Source organism: Cystobacter fuscus DSM 2262, from assembly GCF_000335475.2.
Taxonomy (GTDB): Bacteria; Myxococcota; Myxococcia; order Myxococcales; family Myxococcaceae; genus Cystobacter; species Cystobacter fuscus.
In genome coordinates this window covers 716,050-734,482 of record NZ_ANAH02000001.1, presented here as the reverse complement: position 1 = coordinate 734,482, position 18,433 = coordinate 716,050, and the positions used below count along the sequence as shown (strand labels likewise).

Here is an 18,433-nt window from a genome sequence, read left to right as displayed (position 1 = left end):
CTTTCGTGAGCCCCGCCCGTAAATCCATAGGCATCGGTGCCCAGTTCGTCTTCGCCACCGCGGCCGTCAGCGTCGCCATCGCCATCCTGCTGTCCATGATGGCGGCCCAGCAGCTGCGCGACAGCCTCATGTCGAGCACCTTGAACGAGGGCAAGGCGATCGCGCTGGGCTTCTCGGCCGCCGCCGAGCGCGCCGGCGGCACCTCGTCGCTGCAGCCCCTGGTGGACGCGTTCCGGGATGCCCAGGGCCTGGGCTACCTCTACGTGGTGGACGAGAGCAACACGGTGCTCGCCCACTCCTTCCCGGGCGATGTGCCCGTGGAGCTGCTCACCGCCAACCCCCTGTCCGACAACGGCCTCGCCAATGGTGAGCGCACGCAGACGCGGGAAATGGTGGAGATGACGGTCGACAACAAGCGGGTGGCCGTCGCCGACGTGGCCGCGCCCCTGTCGGGCGCGACGCGGGGTGTGCTGCACGTGGGCATGATGCACGACAGCGTGAGCGTCCTGGTGGGCCAGCTGTGGCTCAAGATGCTGATGCTGGGCCTGCTCATCGTGGCCGTGGGCGTGCTCGGGGTGTACGTGCTGAGCCGCTCCATCGTGGGGCCGCTGCGCGAGCTCACCAACGCGGCCGCGCACATCGTCCAGTCGGGCGACCTCACCCGTCCCATCCCCGCCATCGCGGGCGGCGAGCTGGGCCAGCTGGCCGTGTCGTTCTCTCAGATGGTGGAGCGGCTGCGCTCGGTGACGCAGAACCTCCAGCAGGCCAGCGAGGCCCTCAACGCCTCCACCGAGCAGCTCAACGCCTCCGCCGCCGAGCAGTCGCAGACGGTGGCCCGGCAGGCCTCCGCGCTCCAGGAGACGCAGGTCACCGCCCAGGAGATCCGCCAGACGAGTCTCCTCGCCGCCCAGAAGGCCGACGCGGTGCTCTCCGTGGCCGAGCGCGCCGACGAGCTGAGCCGCACGGGCGAGGCCTCCCTGGAGCAGACGCTCGCGGGCCTCAACGACATCCGCGCCCAGGTGCAGGAGATCGCCCAGAAGATCCTCGAGCTGGGCGAGCGCACCGTGCAGATCGGCAGCATCACCCAGACGGTGAAGGACCTGGCGGACCAGTCCAACATGCTCGCGCTCAACGCCGCCATCGAGGCGGTGCGCTCGGGCGAGCACGGCAAGGGCTTCGGCGTGGTGGCGCGTGAAATCCGCGCCCTGGCCGACCAGTCCATCGAGTCCACGGACCGCGTGCGCGAGCTGCTGGACGATATCGGCAACTCGGTGGCCACCGCGGTGCGCGCCACCGAGCGCGGCTCGCAGCGCATGGAGATGGGCCTGGAGCAGGTGCGCTCCTACGGCAAGAGCCTGCGCGAGCTGTCCACCATCAACCAGGACAACGCCGCCGCCGTGCGGCAGATCGCCGCCGCCGTGGGTCAGCAGAACGTGGGCATCAGCCAGATCAGCACCGCCGTGGGTGATCTCTCCAAGATGATGGAGGAGACGGTGGCCCGTATCAGCGCCACCGGCGAGGCGGCCACCACGCTGCAGGTCATCTCCGAGCAGCTCAGCAGCGCGGTGAAGGCCTACCGCGTGTAGTCGTCCGCGCGAGCCGCTGAATGCACGAAGGGCCAGGGGAGGGGGAAACCCTCCACCTGGCCCTCGTCGTTTCTGGGCTCTCCCCCTCTTGCTTCCTCGAGGGGGAGGGCCCGGGTGCTCAGGCCGCGGGCGCGGGCTGCGGAGCGGTGGCGGACTGGAGCTTCAGGCCGTCGCCCTCCACGTCGAAGCGCGCGGTGCCGCCGTCCTTCAGGTCACCGAAGAGCACGGCCTCGGCGAGCGGCTTCTTGAGCGCGTTGTCCACCAGCCGCGCCATGGGCCGCGCACCGAAGGCCGGGTCGTACCCGTTGGCGGCGAGCCACGCGCGCGCCGCCGGGGTCAGCTCCAGCTTCACGCGCTTCTCCTCCAGCATCTTCTGGAGCAGGCCCACTTCCTTGTCCACCACCTTGAGGATGATGTCCGCGGGCAGGCCGGAGAAGAGCACCCAGCCGTCCAGGCGGTTGCGGAACTCGGGGGTGAAGGTGTTCTCGATGGCCTTCTTCGCGCGCAGGGTGTCCACCGGGGCCTGCTTGTCGCCGAAGCCCATGGACTTGGTGCTCATCTCCCGGGCGCCCGCGTTGGTGGTGAGGATGAGGATGATGTTGCGGAAGTCCGCCTTGCGGCCGTTGTTGTCCGTCAACGTCGCATGGTCCATCACCTGCAGGAGGATGTTGAAGAGGTCCGGGTGGGCCTTTTCAATCTCGTCCAGCACCAGCACCGCGTAGGGGTGCTTGCGCACGGCGTCGGTGAGCAGACCGCCCTGATCGAAGCCCACGTAGCCCGGCGGCGCGCCGATGAGCCGGCTCACCGTGTGCTTCTCCGAGTACTCGCTCATGTCGAAGCGCAGGAACTCCACGCCGAGCACCTGGGCGAGCTGCTTGGCCAGCTCCGTCTTGCCCACGCCCGTGGGGCCCGAGAAGAGGAAGCTGCCGATGGGCTTCTCCGGCGCGCGCAGACCGCTGCGTGCCAGCTTGATGGCGTCCACCACGGACTTGATGGCCGGGTCCTGGCCGAAGATGACCCGCTTGAGCTCGGGCTCGAGCTTCTGCAGTTGCACGCCCTCGCTGGCGGACACGCTCTTGGCCGGAATCTTCGCCATCTTGGCGACCACGGCCTCCACGTCGGTCATCGTCACGTGGCCGGTGCGCTGGCCCTCGGGCTTGAGCCGCTCGGCCGCGCCCGCCTCGTCCACCACGTCGATGGCCTTGTCCGGCAGGAAGCGGTCGTTGATGTGCTTGGCGCTCAGCTCCGCGGCGGCCCGCAGGGCCTCCGGCGCGTACTTCACCCCGTGGTGCTCCTCGTAGCGGCTCTTGAGCCCCTCGAGGATGAGCAGGGTGTCCTCCACGCTCGGCTCGCCCACTTCAATCTTCTGGAAGCGCCGGGACAGGGCCCGGTCGCGCTCGAAGGACGCCTTGAACTCCTGGTACGTCGTCGAGCCGATGCAGCGCAGCCTGCCGCTGGCCAGCGCCGGCTTGAGCAGGTTGGAGGCATCCATGGAGCCGCCACTGGTGGCGCCCGCGCCGACGATGGTGTGGATCTCGTCGATGAAGAGGATGGCGTCCGGGTGCTCCTTGAGCGCCTTGAGCACGCCCTTGAGCCGCTCCTCGAACTGGCCGCGGAACTTGGTGCCCGCCAGGAGCGCGCCCATGTCGAGCGAGAAGACGATGGAGTTCTTGAGCACCTCGGGCACGCGGCCCTCGTGGATGTGCAGCGCGAGCCCCTCGGCGATGGCCGTCTTGCCCACGCCCGTCTCGCCCACGTAGAGCGGGTTGTTCTTGCGCCGCCGGCAGAGCACCTGGATGGTGCGCTCGAGCTCCTTCTGCCGCCCGATGAGCGGATCGATGCGGCCCGCCTTGGCCTCCTCGTTGAGGTTGGTGGTGTAGGCCTCCAGGGGGCTCTTGCGCGTGTTGCCCTCGCCCTCCTCGTCCTCGCCCACGGGCACGCCCGGGTGCGCCTCGCCGCTCGGCCCTTCGTCTCCCGAATCCGAGGCGTCCTTGGAGATGCCGTGGGAGATGAAGTTGAGCAGATCCAGCCGGGTGATGCCCTCCTGCTGCAGCAGGTAGAGCGCGTGGCTCTCCTCCTCGCGGAAGAGGGCCACGAGCACGTCGCCGCCATCGATGAACTTCTGCTCGGCGGACAGGGCGTGCATGGCGGCGCGGTGCAGCACGCGCTCCACGCCGATGGTCTGCTGCGGCTCGGCCTCTACCCCCTCGGGCAGACGCTCGACCGTCTCCTCCAGGAAGGACTCCAGGCGTTCCTGGAGCCGCTTGACCTGCGCGCCACAGCTCTTGAGCACTTCCCGGGTGCGGGTGTCCTTGGTGAGCGCGAGCAACAGATGCTCGAGCGTCAGGTACTCGTGACGCATCCGTCGCGCCTCCTCCAGCGCGTTGCGGAAGCTGTCCTGTAATGCCTTGGCAATCAGCGGTCCTGCCACGGTCTCAACCTTCCTCTGGTTCCATCGAGAGGCGCAGCGGGAAGCCATTCTCCCGCGCCGCGGCCTCCACGGTGCGTACCTTCGTCTCTGCGACCTCGTACGTATAAACGCCGGCCACGCCGATGCCGTTGTAATGGATGTGCAGCATGATCTGCACGGCATCCGTCTCCGATTTGTGGAAGACCTCCTTGAGAACGGCCACCACGAACTCGCGCGTCGTGTAGTTGTCGTTGTGCAACAGCACCTTGTAGAGCGTGGGCCGCTTGAGCTTCTTCTGCGGCACCGTCTCCGTGACGACGTTGGAATCCGGATCGGACTTCTCTCGAGGCATGCGCTTTCTCTAATGATTAGGGGGTGCGGACGGCTCCCGCTTGGAACGGGAGGAGGCCCGCTAACGGAGCAGGCCAGCCAGCGGCGAGTGCCGTGGATGAGCCCTCGGCGCGCGCCGCCTGGCCGCCTCGCGGCCCGGAGGTGGGGGCGCTGGAAGGCACGGAGCAGGTGGGCGGCTGGAGGGCGGAGATCACGGCGGGCACCAGCCTATAACGTCTGGAGGAGGCGCTCGCCAACCGTGCGGGCGGCTTCGGGCGGCCTAGCGCCCCCGGGTGAGTTCGGCGGCCAGGAAGCGGCCGACCTCCGCGAGCCCCTCCTGGGCGCGCCGCTGTCCCTCGGGTGACTCCATCACCCGGCGCGCGGCCTCGCTGGCGGTGCCCGCTTCCAGGTCCGCGAGCACGAGGAAGGCGCTCCACGCGGCCGTCACCTCCACCACCCGTCCGGGGCGCTGGGGCCGGTCGCGCAGCGTGGTGGCCACCTTCTCCAGGAGCCCCTCGTCGTCGAGCCGCTTGCTCTTGCCGCGCATGGCCGTCCACGCCTCTTCCAGCAGCGACGGCAGCATCCGGCCGCGCAGCGCCTGGGAGAGGCGCTGCGCCGCCTCCTCCTCATCGAGGTGGTGGGCACGCGAATAGGTGGGCACGAGCTTCGCCACGACGACGGAGAGCGTGGCCAGGTGCGCCAGGCGGGGAGGGTAGGCCATGCGGCGTTCTACCAGCGCACGAGCAGGCGGAAGCCCTGCGGTGAGCGATCGTCTACGTGGATGATGGGCTGCGCGTGGGCGTATTCCAGCACCACCTCGAGCGCGCCGACGAAGAGTTCCGGGGGATTGTGCACGTCGGCGATGGAGACGCGCCGCGCGCGCTCGCCCAGGCTGACGGACTGCACCTGGACCTCCGCGCGGCCCATCATCCCCAGGTAGCGCGGCAGCCGCTCCAGGGCGCGCGCGGGGCCCATCATCGGCAGCCCCACCGCGGCGATCCGGCCCAGCGGCGTCTTGGCGAAGCCCTCGCTGAGCTGGCGTCCGAGCGCGCGATAGGCCTCGTCATCGCTCAGCGTCCCATACGCTAGGTACCTCGCCTGGGACACGCAGCGCTTCCACACCTGGATGGGGTAGTCGACCTCGGGGCAGCGGGGATCGTACCCCTCCAGGGCCAGGGCCTTGGCGAGGGCCGCGTGTGGCTGCATGCCCCGGACGAACAGCCCCTCGAAGACACAGGAGGGGATGCGGAGCGGTGCGGCATAGGTGGGGGTCCTCGCCTGCAGGCTGGTGCTTTCCATGGACGTTCTCCCCATTGTTCCGTCTCCGTCCTCCAAGCCTAGCACGCCTCTACGGGGATTCATTGAATTCAGGTAAAGTTATCATTGTCAGATAGAACAACTTCTGGGGTGGGCCCTGGGGCGAGCACGTGGTTGCCAGGCGGGAGCCAAGGGCTTAGAGGAAGAGGGAACGGAGAGATTTCGACATGTCGGTGAACATCCAGCTCGAGTGGACCCCCAACCCCAGCACCCTGAAGTACGTGGTGGATCGGCGGCTCGTGTCGTCGGGAGCGGTGAGCATCACCAGTACGCAGGCGGCGGAGGAGAAGTCGCCGCTGGCCGCCAAGCTCATGGGCATCCAGGGCGTGACGGCGGTGATGGTGGGCAGCAACTTCGTCACCGTCACCAAGGGTGACGCGGGCGAGTGGGACGAGCTGAACGACGCGGTGATGGGCACGCTGGACGAGCACCTCGGCGCGGGCCTGCCCGCGGTGAACGAGGAGGCGATCGCGGCGGCGCGCACGGCGGCGGGCACGGCGGGCGGCTCGGTGGAGACGCGCATCCAGGAGATCCTCGACGCGGAGATCCGCCCGGCGGTGGCGCAGGATGGTGGCGACATCACCCTGGACCGCTTCGAGGAAGGCATCGTCTACCTGCACATGAAGGGCTCGTGCGCGGGGTGCCCCTCTTCCACGGCGACCTTGAAGATGGGCATCGAGACGCGGCTGCGCGAGCTCGTCCCCGAGGTCACCGAGGTGGTGTCCGTCTGAGGCGGCAGGTCAAAGGCGCGCGGGTCAAGCGCGAGCTCCTGCCGGACCAGTCCCGGGAGCTGCTGCGTGAGCTGCACCTGCTCACGCGCGAGGGCAACCTCAACGCGGACACGCTGCGCAAGCTCAAGCAGGTCAACCACCTGGTGGGGTTGTTGCGGCCGGCGCTGGAGGACATCCAGGGCCGTCACGCCTCGCCCGTGGTGGTGGACGCGGGCAGCGGCAACGCCTACCTGGGCTTCATCCTCTACGAGCTGTTCCTCAAGGACGCCGAGGGCGGCGTGCTGCTCAACGTGGAGGGCCGGCCGGAGTTGACGCAGCGGGCCAAGGAGCGCGCCGGGCGGCTGGGCTTCTCCCGGATGGAGTTCCAGACGGCGCACCTGGAGAGCGCGCAGTGGCCCGAGCGCATCCACCTGCTCATGGCCCTGCATGCCTGCGACACGGCGACGGATGACGCGCTGGCGGTGGCCATCCAGAAGGGCGCGGACTACGTGGCGGTGGTGCCGTGCTGCCAGGCGGAGGTGGCCACGCAGCTCAAGGAGGGCCGGGCCGCGGTGGAGCCGACGCTCTCGCTGCTCTACCAGCACCCCTGGCACCGCCGCGAGTTCGGCAGCCACCTGACCAACGTGCTGCGCGCGCTGACGCTGGAGTCCTTCGGCTACCAGGTGACGGTGACGGAGCTGACGGGTTGGGAGCACTCGCTCAAGAACGAGCTGATCCTCGGCCGGCGCGTGCACCGGGAGAACCGGCAGGCGCGCGCGAAGCTGGAGGCGATGCTGGGCGCCTACGGGGTGCGACCCAAGCTCACGCGGCTGCTCGGCGTGGAGCCCGCGAGCTCCACCCCGGCCCCCCCGGCCGCCGACATCACCCGTACGACTCCCGTTTGATTCGCTTGTCGTCGACGCCGAGCGTGTGCAGGTGGCCGATGACCGTCTCCAGGAAGCGCGGGGTGGCGGGCGTGCGCGTCTCCAGGGCCTTCTTGCGGGCCCACGGGGTGATGGCCGGGCCGCACACGTAGACGAGGCAGGAGCCGCGCTCGGGGAGCAGCTCCTCCAGGAGGGCCTCTCCGATGCGGCCCTTGCGCACGGTGGGGCCGAAGCGCGTCTCGTCCGTCTCGCGGGTGAGGGTGTGCACCACGCGCAGCCGGTCCGGGTGCGCGCGCGCGAGCGCGTCCAGCTCCTCGCGGTAGAGGATGTCCGCCCACGTCTTGTTGGAGCACAGCAGGGTGTGCCGCAGCCGGAGGCCCCGGTGCAGCGCGTCCTTGAGGATGGAGAAGTTGGGCACCGCGCCGGAGCCGGCGACGACATGGACGAGGTGGTCCGTGCGCTCCTCCACGTCGTCCGGCAGCACGTAGGGGCCCATGAAGCCGAGCACCTTCATGCGCGAGCCCGTGAGGGGCGCGTGCACGAGGTAGGGCGAGAGCAGGGGGGGGTAGGGGGTGAGGCCGGGGATGAACTCCTCGTCCTTCACGGTGATGGCCACGAGCTTCTCGTGCGGCGCGGAGGCGAGCGAGTAGGCGCGCGCTGGTTCCTTGCGCCCCTTGTGCTGCTGGAAGTAGGCGATGAGGTGGCCGAGGGCGCGGAACTGATGCGGGTCCAGGTTGAGGAACTGGCCGGCGCGGTAGTCGGGGCGCTCGGGGCCGAAGTCCAACTGGAGCGTGACGGTGTCGGGCGTGTCCCAGCGCACGCTGTCCACCGTCACCTCGTACTCCCGTGGCCGCTCGCGGGCGTTCCTCGCGACGTCGCTCATGGCGTGCTCTCCTTCGTCCGGGTGGACGTTCCCGTGAGGAAAGCATTGCGGCCGGGCGTCGGGCGCGGACAATGCCGCTCCAGGTGACCAACGTCCAACAGAGGGAATGGCTCTTCATCCCGGCGCTGCCCGGCCTGGAGCCCGCCGTGGCGGCCGAGGCGGAGGCCCTGGGCCTGTCGCCCCGGCGCGTGGAGGGGGGGGTGGAGCTCGAGGGGGCCCCGGGGCTGCACCAGGAGGCCAACCTGCGCCTGCGCACGGCGAGCCGGGTGTGGCTGCGCCTGGGACGCTTTCCCGCGCCGGACGCGGCGGCGCTCGCCAAGGGGCTCGCGGCCCTGCCCCTGCGGCCGGTGTGGGACGGGCGGACGGTGCCCCGGCTCTCGGTGGTCCTGCATGGCGCGCGCTTCAAGGGGCCGGACGCGGTGCTGGCCGCCGCGGCCCGGGCCTGGGGGCTGCCCTCGGTGGAGCGCGCGGGCCTCCTGGACGAGGAGCCGGGCGAGGGCCTCACCCTGCTCGTGCGCGTGGAGGGGGACACGTGCACGGTGAGCGCGGACACCAGTGGCGAGCCGCTGCACCGCCGGGGCTACCGCCAGGAGGTGAGCCGGGCGCCGCTGCGCGAGACGCTCGCCGCGGGCATCCTGGTGCTGGCCGGGTACGACGGCGTGGCGCCGTTGGTGGACCCCATGTGTGGCTCGGGCACCTTCCTCATCGAGGGCGCGTGGATGTCCCAACAGCGGGCGCCGGGGCTCGCACGGCCCTTCGCCTTCGAGCGCTTTCCCGGCTTCGACGCGGGGGCCTGGGCGGAGCGCCGGGCCCGCGCGGAGGCCCAGGCCCTGCCGGCCCCGCGCGCGGTGCTGCGGGGGCATGATCTCAACGCGGGCTCGTTGGGGACGGCCAGACGCAACGCGCGGCGGGCGGGCGTGACGCTCACGCTGGAGCGCCAGGACGTGCGCACGCTGACGCTGCCCTCGGGGCTCGGGCCCGGGTGGGTGGTGGCCAATCCGCCCTATGGCAAGCGGGTGGGAGAGGGGGAGGACCTGCCGGGGTTGTACCGGGCGCTCGGGGCCACCTTGCGGCGGGCCTTCGCGGGTTGGCGCGCCGCGGTGCTCGTTCCCGAGGAGCCGGGCCTCATCCGCGCGCTCGCCCTGCCCGGAGCGCGCGAGCTGCCGGTGCGCAATGGAGGGCTGCGCTGCCGGCTGCTCCTGAGCGCCCTTCCCTGAGGCGGCCCCCGTGCTTCAGCCCGGCAGGGGCTCGGGGGGAGCGAGCGGCAGCCGCAGCTCGAAGCGCGCGCCGCCTCCCGGCCGCTGCCCCGCGGACACCGTGCCGCCGTGAGCGAGCACCACGCGCCGCACCACCGCCAGCCCCAGGCCGGTGCCCGTGGCGCGCGTGGTGAAGAAGGGCTCGAAGATGCGGTGGATGTCGGCCGGAGAGATGCCCGAGCCCTCGTCCTCCACGGCGAGCAGCACACCCTCGGGCACGCGCGACACCGACACGGTCACCCGGCTCTCCGGGGGCGAGGCCTGCACGGCGTTGCGCAGCAGGTTCTCCAGCGCGAGCTGCAACAACATCTCGTCGCCCTGGAGCAGGGGCAGGTCCGGCGCCTCGTTCATGACCACCTGGAGCGTGCCCAGCTGGTGGCGCTGGCGCAAAAGCTCCAGGGTGCGCCGGGCCAGCTCGCCCGGGTGTAGCGCGCGGGGCCGGGGCTCCATCGGCCGCACCACGTCCAGCAAGTCCCTCACCATCGCGTCCAGGCGCGTGGCTTCTTCCTCCAGCATCCGCACCGCGCTCGTGCTCACCGGGCCCAGCCGGTCGCGCTTGAGCACCGCCACCGCGTTGAGGATGGCGCCCAGGGGATTGCGCACCTCGTGGGCCACCACGCCCGCGGCCTCGCCCAGCACGGTGAGCCGCTCCTGCGCCACCAGCTCCGACTGCAGCCGCGACAGCTCCGCCAGCCGTGAGGCCGCCAGCCGGTGGTGGCGCACGTTCTCCAGCGCCCCTCCTATCTGCCGTGCGAACAGCTCCAACGTGGCCGCGCTCGTGGGCGTCAGCGTCTCGCCCTGCACGGACAGGATTCCGTAGGGTTTGCCCTGCACGAAGATGGGCGCGTCCAGGGCGCGCACGCTCGGGGAGGCGCGCCGCAGCCACGCGAGCGGCTCCATGGTGCGCACGTTCTCCAGCACCTGGAGGAAGTCCGAGTGGAAGGCCGCCTTGTGCCGCGCCAGCACCTCGTCGATGTGCGGCATGCTGGAGCGCGGAAAGCGGATGTCCTGCAGGGGCTTGCCGTAGAGCACCTCGCACGTGGTCACCTGCGCCGCGTCCTGCCGCAGGGGCCCGTAGCGCAGGCTGTCGCCCTCGAGCAGCAGCACCATCACCGAGAAGCCGTGCCGGTGGATGGCCTCGACCGCCATTTCCAGCACGCTCTGCTCGTCACGGCAGTGTAACAGCTCGCCCGCGGCTTCCACGAGGGACTCGGTGAGCCGCCGCGTACTCGCCTCTCCCTCCGCGTCCACCAACATCAACAGGGTGTCCTCCGCCCGCACTCCCTCTCCCCGACTCATGCAGTAGGTCCATTCTTGCTCTTCCGCCACCCGCACGCGCACCCACAGCTTGTCGGGTGTCTGCTTTCCACGGGTGTACTCGGTGTGCATCGGCTCCAGCCAGCGCTGATACTCGGGCGAGAAGCGCGCGAGCAGCATCAGCACGGGCGTGTCGAGCACCTCGGGCAGACCGATGCCCAACAACTTCAACAACGCCGGGTTGGCGTAGACGGTCCGCTCTCCACGCACCACCAACACCGGCGCCGGCAGTCCATCGAGGGCCTGGTACTCGGCCGGATCGGACACGTCCTGCTCCTTCCGGCGGAGGGGTGGGGGACTGCGGCCGAGATGGACGCGGACCGCCATGTGGCTCAGCCCGCGGTCGTGGGCGCCTGGATGCGGTGCGTGCGCAGGAAGTCGTCGAGGAAGGTGCGCTCCTCGGGCCTCAAGTCCGCCAGACCGAGGCCATAGCCGCGCGGCTGCTTACCATCGTCGAGCGTGTATTCCCAGATGACGGAGCTGCGCAGCTTGAGCTGCCGCGGAGGCTGCTCGAAATTCAACACCAGTTCCACCCGGGTGCCCAACCGCAAGGGGTTGGACGCGGGAATGAAGAGCGCTCCGGACTGCAGGTTGATGATGCGGTGGTCGGTGAAGATGCCCATGTTGCGCGCGTTCACCTGGACTTCCACCTGGGTCCGGTCGTTCTGCGTGCGCAGGCCCACGAACTCCTCGGCCGAGTAGGTGTAGGCCGAGCCCTGCACGGCGGGGCGTCCGCCGGCGGGAGTCACCGGGCGGGGCCCCGCGGGCACGGGCGCCGCTGGAGCCGTGGCCGTGGCGCGCTGGGCCTCCGCCTCGCGCATGCGGCGCGCGAGCAACTCGAAGATGTCCGCGTGCACCTTGCGCAGCTCGGGGCTGGTGTCCGGGGCCATGTTCTCGGGGGCGAAGCGCCGCGCCATCCGGAAGAAGGCGCTGCGCACCTCCTCCAGCGGCGCCTCCGGCTTCAGCCCGAAGAGCTGCCACGCGCTCATCGACTGCATCTGCCCCAACTGCGTGCGCAGGCGCGCGGCCTGTCCGGACTCGTCGGCGGAGCCGGGCCGCAAGGTGTTGAACAGATCCTTCACTTCGTTGAACTGCGCGATGGGCTCCCAGGCTTCGCCATCGCGGGAAGCGCGGGTGACGGCCTTGAGACGTCCCGAGCTCACCAGTTCCCGCAGCGACTGGAGCGTCAGGGGTCCCAACACGCGTCCGACGGAGTCTCCAATCCAGTAATTCGACATGGGCTCTCCTCGGGTTGTGTTCAGTGGGCCAGGGCCTGGCGGATGGCCAGGGAGATTTCCAACGGATGGAAGGGCTTGCCCACGAAGCCCACCGCCCCGGCGGACAGGGCCTGCTGCACCACCGGAGCGGCATCCATGCTGCTGATGATGAGCACCCGCGTGTCCGGTGAGGACTGCTTGATGTGTGCGAGCACCTCCAGCCCGCTGCACCGGGGCATGAAGAGATCCAACAGCATCAACGCCGGCTGCTCTCGCGCGGCGACCTCCAGCCCCTCGCGCCCGTCCGCCGCCTCGAGCATCCGCACCTCGAGGCCACTTTCCTGGATGGCATCCTTGAGGAGGTGGCGCACGAAGCGATCGTCATCGACCAGCAGAAGCGTGGGGGGGGGCATGTCCCCGCCATGATAAGGCGCCCACCCCTGGATTGCCCATGGTCTCGACGTGCTTTCTCATTGCTTTCATCACTCGCGCGGAGACCCCGGGAAGTGGGCTAAGCACGCGCCATGTCCACCGATCAGGCCCTCGCCCACTTCGACGTCCAGAAGAACAGCTACCTCGAAGATTTGAAGCAGCTGATCCGCATTCCCAGTGTGTCTTTCGACGGCTTCGATCCCGCGCACGTGCGCGCGAGCGCGCACGCCACAGCGGCACTGTTGAAGTCGCGTGGGTTCGAAAACGTGCGCTTGCTGGAGTTGGAGGGTGCCCATCCGTACGTGTACGGCGAGCGGTTGAAGGCTCCTGGCAAACCCACGCTCCTGCTGTACGCCCACCATGACGTACAGCCGGCGGGGGACGAGGGGGCGTGGAAGAGCCCGCCGTTCGAGCCGCAGGTGCGCGACGGGCGCCTCTATGGGCGGGGCGCGGCGGACGACAAGGCGGGCATCGTGGTGCACACCTCGGCGGTGGACGCGTGGTTGAAGGGCGGCGGGGAGCTGCCGCTCAACGTGAAGGTGCTCATCGAGGGCGAGGAGGAAGTGGGCAGCGAGCACCTGGGCACCTTCCTGCAACGGCACAAGGCGCTGCTCCAGGCGGATGCCATCGTGCTCACGGACACGACGAACTTCGACACGGGGCTGCCCTCCATCACCACCGCGCTGCGCGGCCTGGTGACGGTGGACGTGGAGGTGCGCGCGCTGCGGCAGGCGGTGCACTCGGGCATGTGGGGCGGGCCGGTGCCGGATCCGGTGATGGCGCTGTGCCGGATGCTCGCCTCGCTGACCCACCCCGACGGCAGCATCGCCATCGAGGGCATCCACGAGCACGTGCGTCCGCTCACCGAGGACGAGCGGCGCGGCATCCAGTCGCTGCCGGGCGATGAGGCGTACTTCAAGCAGCAGGCGGGCCTGGTGCCCGGCGCCGAGCTGCTCGGTGGGCGTCATCCGTGGGAGACGAACTGGCGCCAGCCGGCGCTCGCCATCAATGCCATCCAGGCGAGCAGCCGCAAGGACGCGCGCAACATCATCTGCGACGTGGCGTGGGCTCGCGTGGGCATCCGCGTCGTGCCGGACCTGGACGCGGCGGACGTGCAGCGGCGGCTGGTGGAGCACCTGAAGCAGCGCGTGCCCTGGGGGCTGGAACTGCACATCAAGCAGGACGCGCCCGCGGGGCCCTGGTTCACGGAGACGTCGCATCCGGCCTTCCAGGCCGCCTTCCGCGCGCTGCGCCTGGGCTATGGCACCGAGCCCGTGGCCATCGGGTGTGGCGCGTCCATTCCCTTCGTGGAGCCGTTCGCCCGGGAACTGGGCGGGGTGCCCGCGCTGCTCATCGGCGTGGAGGATCCGTACACCAATGCCCACTCCGAGAACGAGAGCCTGCACCTGGGTGACTGGGACAAGGCGGTGCGCAGCGCCATCCACCTGTACGCCGAGCTGGCCCAGGCACTGAAGTCGTACTGAAGTCGTGAAGTAGCGTCCGGGACGTTTCGCTTGTTATGAGGGCTTCATGAAAATCGCCAAGGACAGCGTCGTTTCCATCGAGTACCGGCTGCATCTGGGGGATGGAGAAGTGGTGGATGAGAGCGAGCCGGGAGAGCCGCTCGAGTACCTGCACGGGCACGATGAGATCGTCCCGGGCCTGGAGAAGGCGCTGGAGGGCAAGACCAAGGGCGAGTCCCTGAAGGTCGTCGTCTCGCCGGAGGAGGGCTACGGGGAGATCGATCCGGACGGCGTGGAGGAGGTTCCGCGCAGCGAGTTCCCGGCGGAGATGGAGATCAAGCCGGGCGCCATCCTCAGCGCCACCGACCATGAGGGCGACGAGGTGGACTTCCTGGTGAAGGAAGTGAAGGGCGACACGATCATCGTCGACTTCAACCACCCCTTCGCCGGCAAGACGCTCCACTTCGAGGTCAAGGTGCACAACGTGCGCGCCGCGACGAAGGAAGAGCTGGAGCACGGTCACGCCCATGGCGAGCACGGGCACGACCACGACTGATCACGTCGGCTCGCGCTGGCCCTCGTCGGGGGGCGGCGCGGGCGTCTTCGGGGCCGGGGGCACGCCCTGGCCCGCGTAGGCCACCACCTTCACCTCCGAGCGGTCATCCAGCGCGAGCCCGTCTCCCTTGGCCTCGGTGTTCGTCACCGAGACGACGTCGCCGCGGTGCAGCTTGAAGAAGCGCTCGTTCTTCTCCGTGCGGTGCTTGTCCTGCATCGCCAGGCCCATGCGGCCCTCGGCCCCACAGCCGATGAAGCGCTGGCGCCCCTTGCCCTCGAGCGACTCGGACACGATGCGGAAGAGCCGCTCCGGCCGGGGCTCGGGCCAGCCCTCGCCCGCGGGCGCGAGCACCAGGTAGCTCATCTTCAGCGCTTCCTTGTGCAGCCCCGCCGCGCGGGCGATCTCCTCCACCACCCGGGGCATCGTCCAGGTGCGCTCGGCGTGACACCAGTCGCTCTCCTTCACCAGCGCGGGACAGGCACCCCGGTACATGCAGGGCGCGCGGATGGCGTAGCCCTTCTCCACCATGACGTCGCGCACCTTGAGCAAGAGCCGCGACGTCTCGCGCAGCGCGGGCTCCAGCACCACCAGGCTGCCCCCGGGCTTCACCTGCGCCAGCACCTGCTCGAGCAACGCCGCGCGCGGCTTCACCGCCTCGTCCCCGCGCCATACAGCTCGTTGAGCACGTGGCCCATGGTGATGAGATCGTATTTGCCCTCGGGAGGGGGCGCCTTGCGCAGCGGATCCCACTCCCGGGTGGCGAGCGCCTCACCGGCCTCCGTCGCGAGGGCGCGCGCGAGCGCCAGCGCGGGCTTGCTGCGGTCCGCGGCCGTCACCTCGGCGGCGCCCGCGTCCAGCGCGGCGAAGGCCACCGGGGCGGGGCCGCTTCCCAGGTCGAGCACCGAGCGGGGCCTCGCGGACAGCTCGCCCAGGGCCTCGCGGGCCTGCGCATAGGAGACAGGCCAGTAGAAGAGCAGGTAGGCGCCGAGCAGCTTGGGGTCGTCCATGTAGCGGGCCCCGGCGAGTTTGCGCTCGCGCGTGAGTCCCAGCGAGAGCTGTTTCACTCCCGCGCCCACCTCCTTCACTTCCTGTGGCGTCAGGCGCGTCTCGGGCCCGTCCGCCCTGCCGCGCGCCTGCCTCCAGACGGCGATGAGCCGCGGAATCCAACGCTCCAAGTCCTTGCCGTACGGGCCACTCATCCCCACCCTGCCTTCGCGATAGAAGGGTCGCCTCTGACGGGCAACCGCGTTAAACCCCGACTCAATGATTTCCGTCCGCGACCTGCGCAAGCACTATCAGGTCCACAAGCGTCCGCCCGGCCTCAAGGCCGCCCTCCGCTCGGTCTTTCATCGGACCTACACCTCCGTCAAGGCGGTGGATGGCATCTCCTTCGACATCCAGCCCGGCGAGCGCGTGGGCTTCCTGGGTCCCAACGGGGCGGGGAAGACCACCACCCTCAAGGTGCTCTCGGGGCTCCTGCACCCCTCGAGCGGCGAGGTGCGCGTGGACGGTCATGTCCCGCGTCATCGCGAGGAGGCCTTCCTCAAGAAGATCATGCTGGTGACGGGGCAGAAGCAGCAGCTCATCTGGGACCTGCCCCCGTCGGAGACGCTCGAGCTCAACCGCGCCATCTACGACGTTCCCACCGCTCAGTACAAGCAGACGTTGGACGAGCTGGTGACGCTGCTGGACCTGGGCGAGCTCCTCGGCAAGCCGACGCGGCAGTTGTCGCTCGGCGAGCGGATGAAGTGCGAGCTGGCGGTGGCGCTCATCCACCGTCCCAAGGTGCTCTTCCTGGACGAGCCCACCATCGGGCTGGACGTGTCCATGCAGGCCACGATGCGCGCCTTCATCAAGGCCTACAACGAGCGGCACGGCGCCACGCTCATCCTCACCAGCCACTACATGGACGACGTGGCGGCGCTCTGCCCGCGCATCATCGTCATCGACAAGGGCATCGTGTCGTATGACGGGGGGCTCGACGCGCTGGTGAAGAGGGTGCGGCCGGAGAAGCGGGTGGTGTTGCGCCTGTCCCAGCCGGTGGACGCGCCGGACCTGGCGACCCTGGGCAAGGTGGTGACGCACGACGCGCTGTCGGCGGTCCTGCAGGTGTCACAGGAGGCCGTCAACGCCACCGTGAGCCGGGTGCTCTCCACCCTGCCGGTGATGGACCTGACGGTGGAGAACGCGCCCCTGGAAGAGGTCATGAGCGAGCTGTTCGCCGAGAGCAAGGCGCGGCGCCAGGAGGCGGGCACATGAGTGTGCGCGGCACGCTGCGTGCCCTGCCCACGCTGCTGCGGGTGGGCGTGTCCGAGGCGGTGGCCTACCGGGCGGAGATGCTCGTCTGGGTGCTGGGCACCACCATGCCCTTCATCTCCATGGCGCTGTGGACGGCGGTGGCCCGCTACGAGCCCGTGGGGCGCTATGACTCCCACGACTTCGTGCGCTACTTCCTGGCCATCTTCGTGGTGCGGCAGATGACGGGGGCGTACGCGGCCTGGCAGATCAACTACGAGGTGCGCCAGGGCACGCTGGCCATGCGCCTGCTGCGTCCCATCTCGCCCCTGTGGAGCTACGCGGCGGAGAACCTGGGCACCTTCCCCCTGCGTCTGCTGCTGGTGGTGCCGCTGACGCTCTTCTCCGTGTTCACCCTGGGCACCCGCTCGGTGCCTGGCACCGCGTGGGGCTGGGGGTTCTTCCTGTTGGCGCTCGTGGGCGGCTGGCTCATCACCTTCCTGGCCAACGTGCTCATCGGGAGCCTGAGCCTGTACATCGAGAGCAGCAACCGGCTGATGGACCTGTGGTTCGCTTTCTTCATGATCTGCTCCGGCTACCTGTACCCGGTGGAGCTCTTCCCCCCGCTGCTGCGCGGCCTGTTGGGCTGGTTGCCCTTCCGCTACCAGGTTGGCCTGCCGGCGGAGTTGATGACGAACGCGCACGGTTTCACCGAGGCGCTGGGATTGCTGGGCCTCCAGTGGTCGTGGGTGGCACTGCTCCTGGGCTTGTCCATCCTGAGTTGGAAGCGGGGCCTCAAGCGCTTCGCCGCCTATGGAGGCTAGGGGCATGTTCCGCCGCTATCTGCGTTTGTTGAAGGTTCGCCTCCGGGCGTCCAGCCTGCTCGCCATGCAGTACCAGGCGGACTTCCTGCTCGATGGACTCATCTCCCTCTTCTGGATGGCCTCCGCGCTGGTGCCCCTGTTCGTCGTCTTCCAGAGCGCGCAGCGCCAGATCGAGGGGTGGAGCTTCGGCGAGTCGCTGCTGGTCATCGGCTGGTTCACCCTGTTGCAGGGGATTCTCGAGGGGGCCATCAACCCGAGCCTCCAGGGCGTGGTGGAGCACATCCGCAAGGGGACGCTGGACTTCGTGTTGCTCAAGCCCGCGGATGCGCAGTTCCTGGTGTCCACCGAGAACTTCCTGCCGTGGCGCGCCATCAACCTCGTCGCCGCGCTGATCATCTTCGGCTACGGCTTCCACCTGATCGGGCGCGGACCGTCCCTGTTGGGCGTGGCCATCTCGCTCGTGCTGCTGGGCACGAGCGTGCTCCTGCTCTACTCGCTGTGGATCCTCACGGTGTGCGCCGCCTTCTACGTGGTGAAGGTGGACAACCTCACCTACCTCTTCTCGTCCATCTTCGACGCGGCACGCTGGCCGGCGCCGGTGTTCCGCGGGGTGCTCGCCTTCGTCTTCACCTTCGTCATTCCCCTGGCGGTGATGACCACCTTCCCCGCGGAGGCGATGCTCGGCCGGCTGCCGTGGACGGCGCTGGTGTGGGCGCTGCTCGGCTCGCTCCTCTTCGCGTTCTTCTCGCGCCGGGTGTGGCTGCACTCCATCGGCCGCTATACCTCCGCGAGCAGCTGACGGAAGCTGTGCGCCGGGCCGGTGGAGAGGCGGTGCAGCCCTCTTCATGCCGATGCCAGGTTCTGCCCCCAGTGCGGCCGTAACTTCCAGGCTGCAAAAGGCGGCAGGCGCCGGAAACCGCCGGAAGCTGCCAGCCCTCAAGGCGGCGGCTACCCTCACAGCGAATCCATTGACGCATGGGATGCGCTCAAAGCGAGCAAACGCAACAGGGCCA

At 69.5% G+C, this 18,433-nt stretch carries 17 protein-coding genes and 1 pseudogene; 9 read left to right on the top strand and 9 right to left on the bottom strand.

The features are described from left to right. Positions 1-5: 5 nt before the first annotated feature. Entirely contained in the window at positions 6-1,586 is a 1,581-nt protein-coding gene (locus tag D187_RS02830; RefSeq protein ID WP_002622991.1) for a methyl-accepting chemotaxis protein, read from the top strand. Between the two features lie 118 nt (positions 1,587-1,704). On the opposite strand, the gene clpA is transcribed toward D187_RS02830, so the two are convergent. From clpA to D187_RS02810, 4 genes are all read right to left on the bottom strand, one after another. Next, the gene (gene clpA / locus D187_RS02825) at positions 1,705-4,017 is read right to left on the bottom strand and encodes an ATP-dependent Clp protease ATP-binding subunit ClpA (protein WP_002622992.1); all 2,313 of its coding nucleotides are present in this window, start codon (positions 4,015-4,017) and stop codon (positions 1,705-1,707) included. A gap of 4 nt (positions 4,018-4,021) precedes the next feature. After that, complete coding sequence (locus tag D187_RS02820; protein WP_002622993.1) at positions 4,022-4,348, bottom strand: ATP-dependent Clp protease adaptor ClpS; 327 nt, start codon at positions 4,346-4,348, stop codon at positions 4,022-4,024. A 258-nt stretch (positions 4,349-4,606) separates the two neighbouring features. After that, a complete protein-coding gene (locus D187_RS02815) occupies positions 4,607-5,047 on the bottom strand; it encodes a hypothetical protein (RefSeq protein WP_002622995.1) in 441 nt (146 codons plus the stop codon). Between the two features lie 8 nt (positions 5,048-5,055). Then, entirely contained in the window at positions 5,056-5,625 is a 570-nt protein-coding gene (locus tag D187_RS02810) for a DUF2378 family protein (RefSeq protein WP_002622996.1), read from the bottom strand. Positions 5,626-5,810: 185 nt separating this feature from the next. Here D187_RS02810 and D187_RS02805 point away from each other — a divergent pair, with 185 nt between their 5' ends. Together D187_RS02805 and D187_RS02800 are read left to right on the top strand one after the other, a co-directional pair. Then, positions 5,811-6,374 (top strand): NifU family protein, encoded by a 564-nt coding sequence (locus D187_RS02805; RefSeq protein WP_002622997.1) that lies wholly within the window; start codon positions 5,811-5,813, stop codon positions 6,372-6,374. Between the two features lie 113 nt (positions 6,375-6,487). Further along, a complete protein-coding gene (locus D187_RS02800) occupies positions 6,488-7,258 on the top strand; it encodes a class I SAM-dependent methyltransferase (protein ID WP_281171753.1) in 771 nt (256 codons plus the stop codon). Here the strand turns inward: D187_RS02800 and D187_RS02795 are convergent. Continuing rightward, on the bottom strand, positions 7,236-8,120 hold the full coding sequence (locus D187_RS02795) for a ferredoxin reductase domain-containing protein (RefSeq protein ID WP_002622999.1): 885 nt from the start codon (positions 8,118-8,120) through the stop codon (positions 7,236-7,238). The genes D187_RS02800 and D187_RS02795 overlap by 23 nt on opposite strands. Before the next feature lie 71 nt (positions 8,121-8,191). On the opposite strand from D187_RS02795, the gene D187_RS02790 reads away from it, so the two are divergent. Then, positions 8,192-9,337, top strand: a complete 1,146-nt coding sequence (locus D187_RS02790; RefSeq protein WP_002623000.1) for a THUMP domain-containing class I SAM-dependent RNA methyltransferase — start codon at positions 8,192-8,194, stop codon at positions 9,335-9,337. A 15-nt stretch (positions 9,338-9,352) separates the two neighbouring features. Here D187_RS02790 and D187_RS02785 read toward each other — a convergent pair whose 3' ends face one another. The 3 genes from D187_RS02785 to D187_RS02775 all read right to left on the bottom strand — a co-directional run bounded on the left by D187_RS02785 (position 9,353) and on the right by D187_RS02775 (position 12,323). Next, the gene (locus D187_RS02785) at positions 9,353-10,960 is read right to left on the bottom strand and encodes an ATP-binding protein (RefSeq protein WP_002623001.1); all 1,608 of its coding nucleotides are present in this window, start codon (positions 10,958-10,960) and stop codon (positions 9,353-9,355) included. A 65-nt stretch (positions 10,961-11,025) separates the two neighbouring features. Continuing rightward, on the bottom strand, positions 11,026-11,931 hold the full coding sequence (locus D187_RS02780) for a PilZ domain-containing protein (RefSeq protein ID WP_002623002.1): 906 nt from the start codon (positions 11,929-11,931) through the stop codon (positions 11,026-11,028). 20 nt (positions 11,932-11,951) lie between these two features. Further along, positions 11,952-12,323 carry a response regulator transcription factor gene (locus D187_RS02775; protein WP_002623003.1) on the bottom strand — a complete coding sequence of 124 codons (372 nt, stop codon included), beginning with the start codon at positions 12,321-12,323 and terminating at the stop codon, positions 11,952-11,954. Between the two features lie 111 nt (positions 12,324-12,434). On the opposite strand from D187_RS02775, the gene D187_RS02770 reads away from it, so the two are divergent. Then, a complete protein-coding gene (locus tag D187_RS02770; RefSeq protein WP_002623004.1) occupies positions 12,435-13,826 on the top strand; it encodes a M20/M25/M40 family metallo-hydrolase in 1,392 nt (463 codons plus the stop codon). 46 nt (positions 13,827-13,872) lie between these two features. Then, entirely contained in the window at positions 13,873-14,361 is a 489-nt protein-coding gene (locus D187_RS02765; RefSeq protein WP_002623005.1) for an FKBP-type peptidyl-prolyl cis-trans isomerase, read from the top strand. Here D187_RS02765 and D187_RS02760 read toward each other — a convergent pair. Next, a pseudogene (locus D187_RS02760) lies at positions 14,362-15,560 on the bottom strand (small ribosomal subunit Rsm22 family protein). Between the two features lie 64 nt (positions 15,561-15,624). On the opposite strand from D187_RS02760, the gene D187_RS02755 reads away from it, so the two are divergent. The 3 genes from D187_RS02755 to D187_RS02745 are packed head-to-tail and all read left to right on the top strand — an operon-like array spanning position 15,625 to position 18,219. Next, entirely contained in the window at positions 15,625-16,620 is a 996-nt protein-coding gene (locus tag D187_RS02755) for an ABC transporter ATP-binding protein (RefSeq protein WP_002623008.1), read from the top strand. Continuing rightward, positions 16,617-17,420: an ABC transporter permease gene (locus tag D187_RS02750; protein ID WP_002623009.1), complete on the top strand. Its 804-nt coding sequence runs from the start codon at positions 16,617-16,619 to the stop codon at positions 17,418-17,420. Before D187_RS02755 ends, D187_RS02750 begins: the two co-directional genes overlap by 4 nt. Before the next feature lie 4 nt (positions 17,421-17,424). Continuing rightward, on the top strand, positions 17,425-18,219 hold the full coding sequence (locus D187_RS02745) for an ABC transporter permease (RefSeq protein ID WP_002623010.1): 795 nt from the start codon (positions 17,425-17,427) through the stop codon (positions 18,217-18,219). Positions 18,220-18,433: the final 214 nt, after the last annotated feature.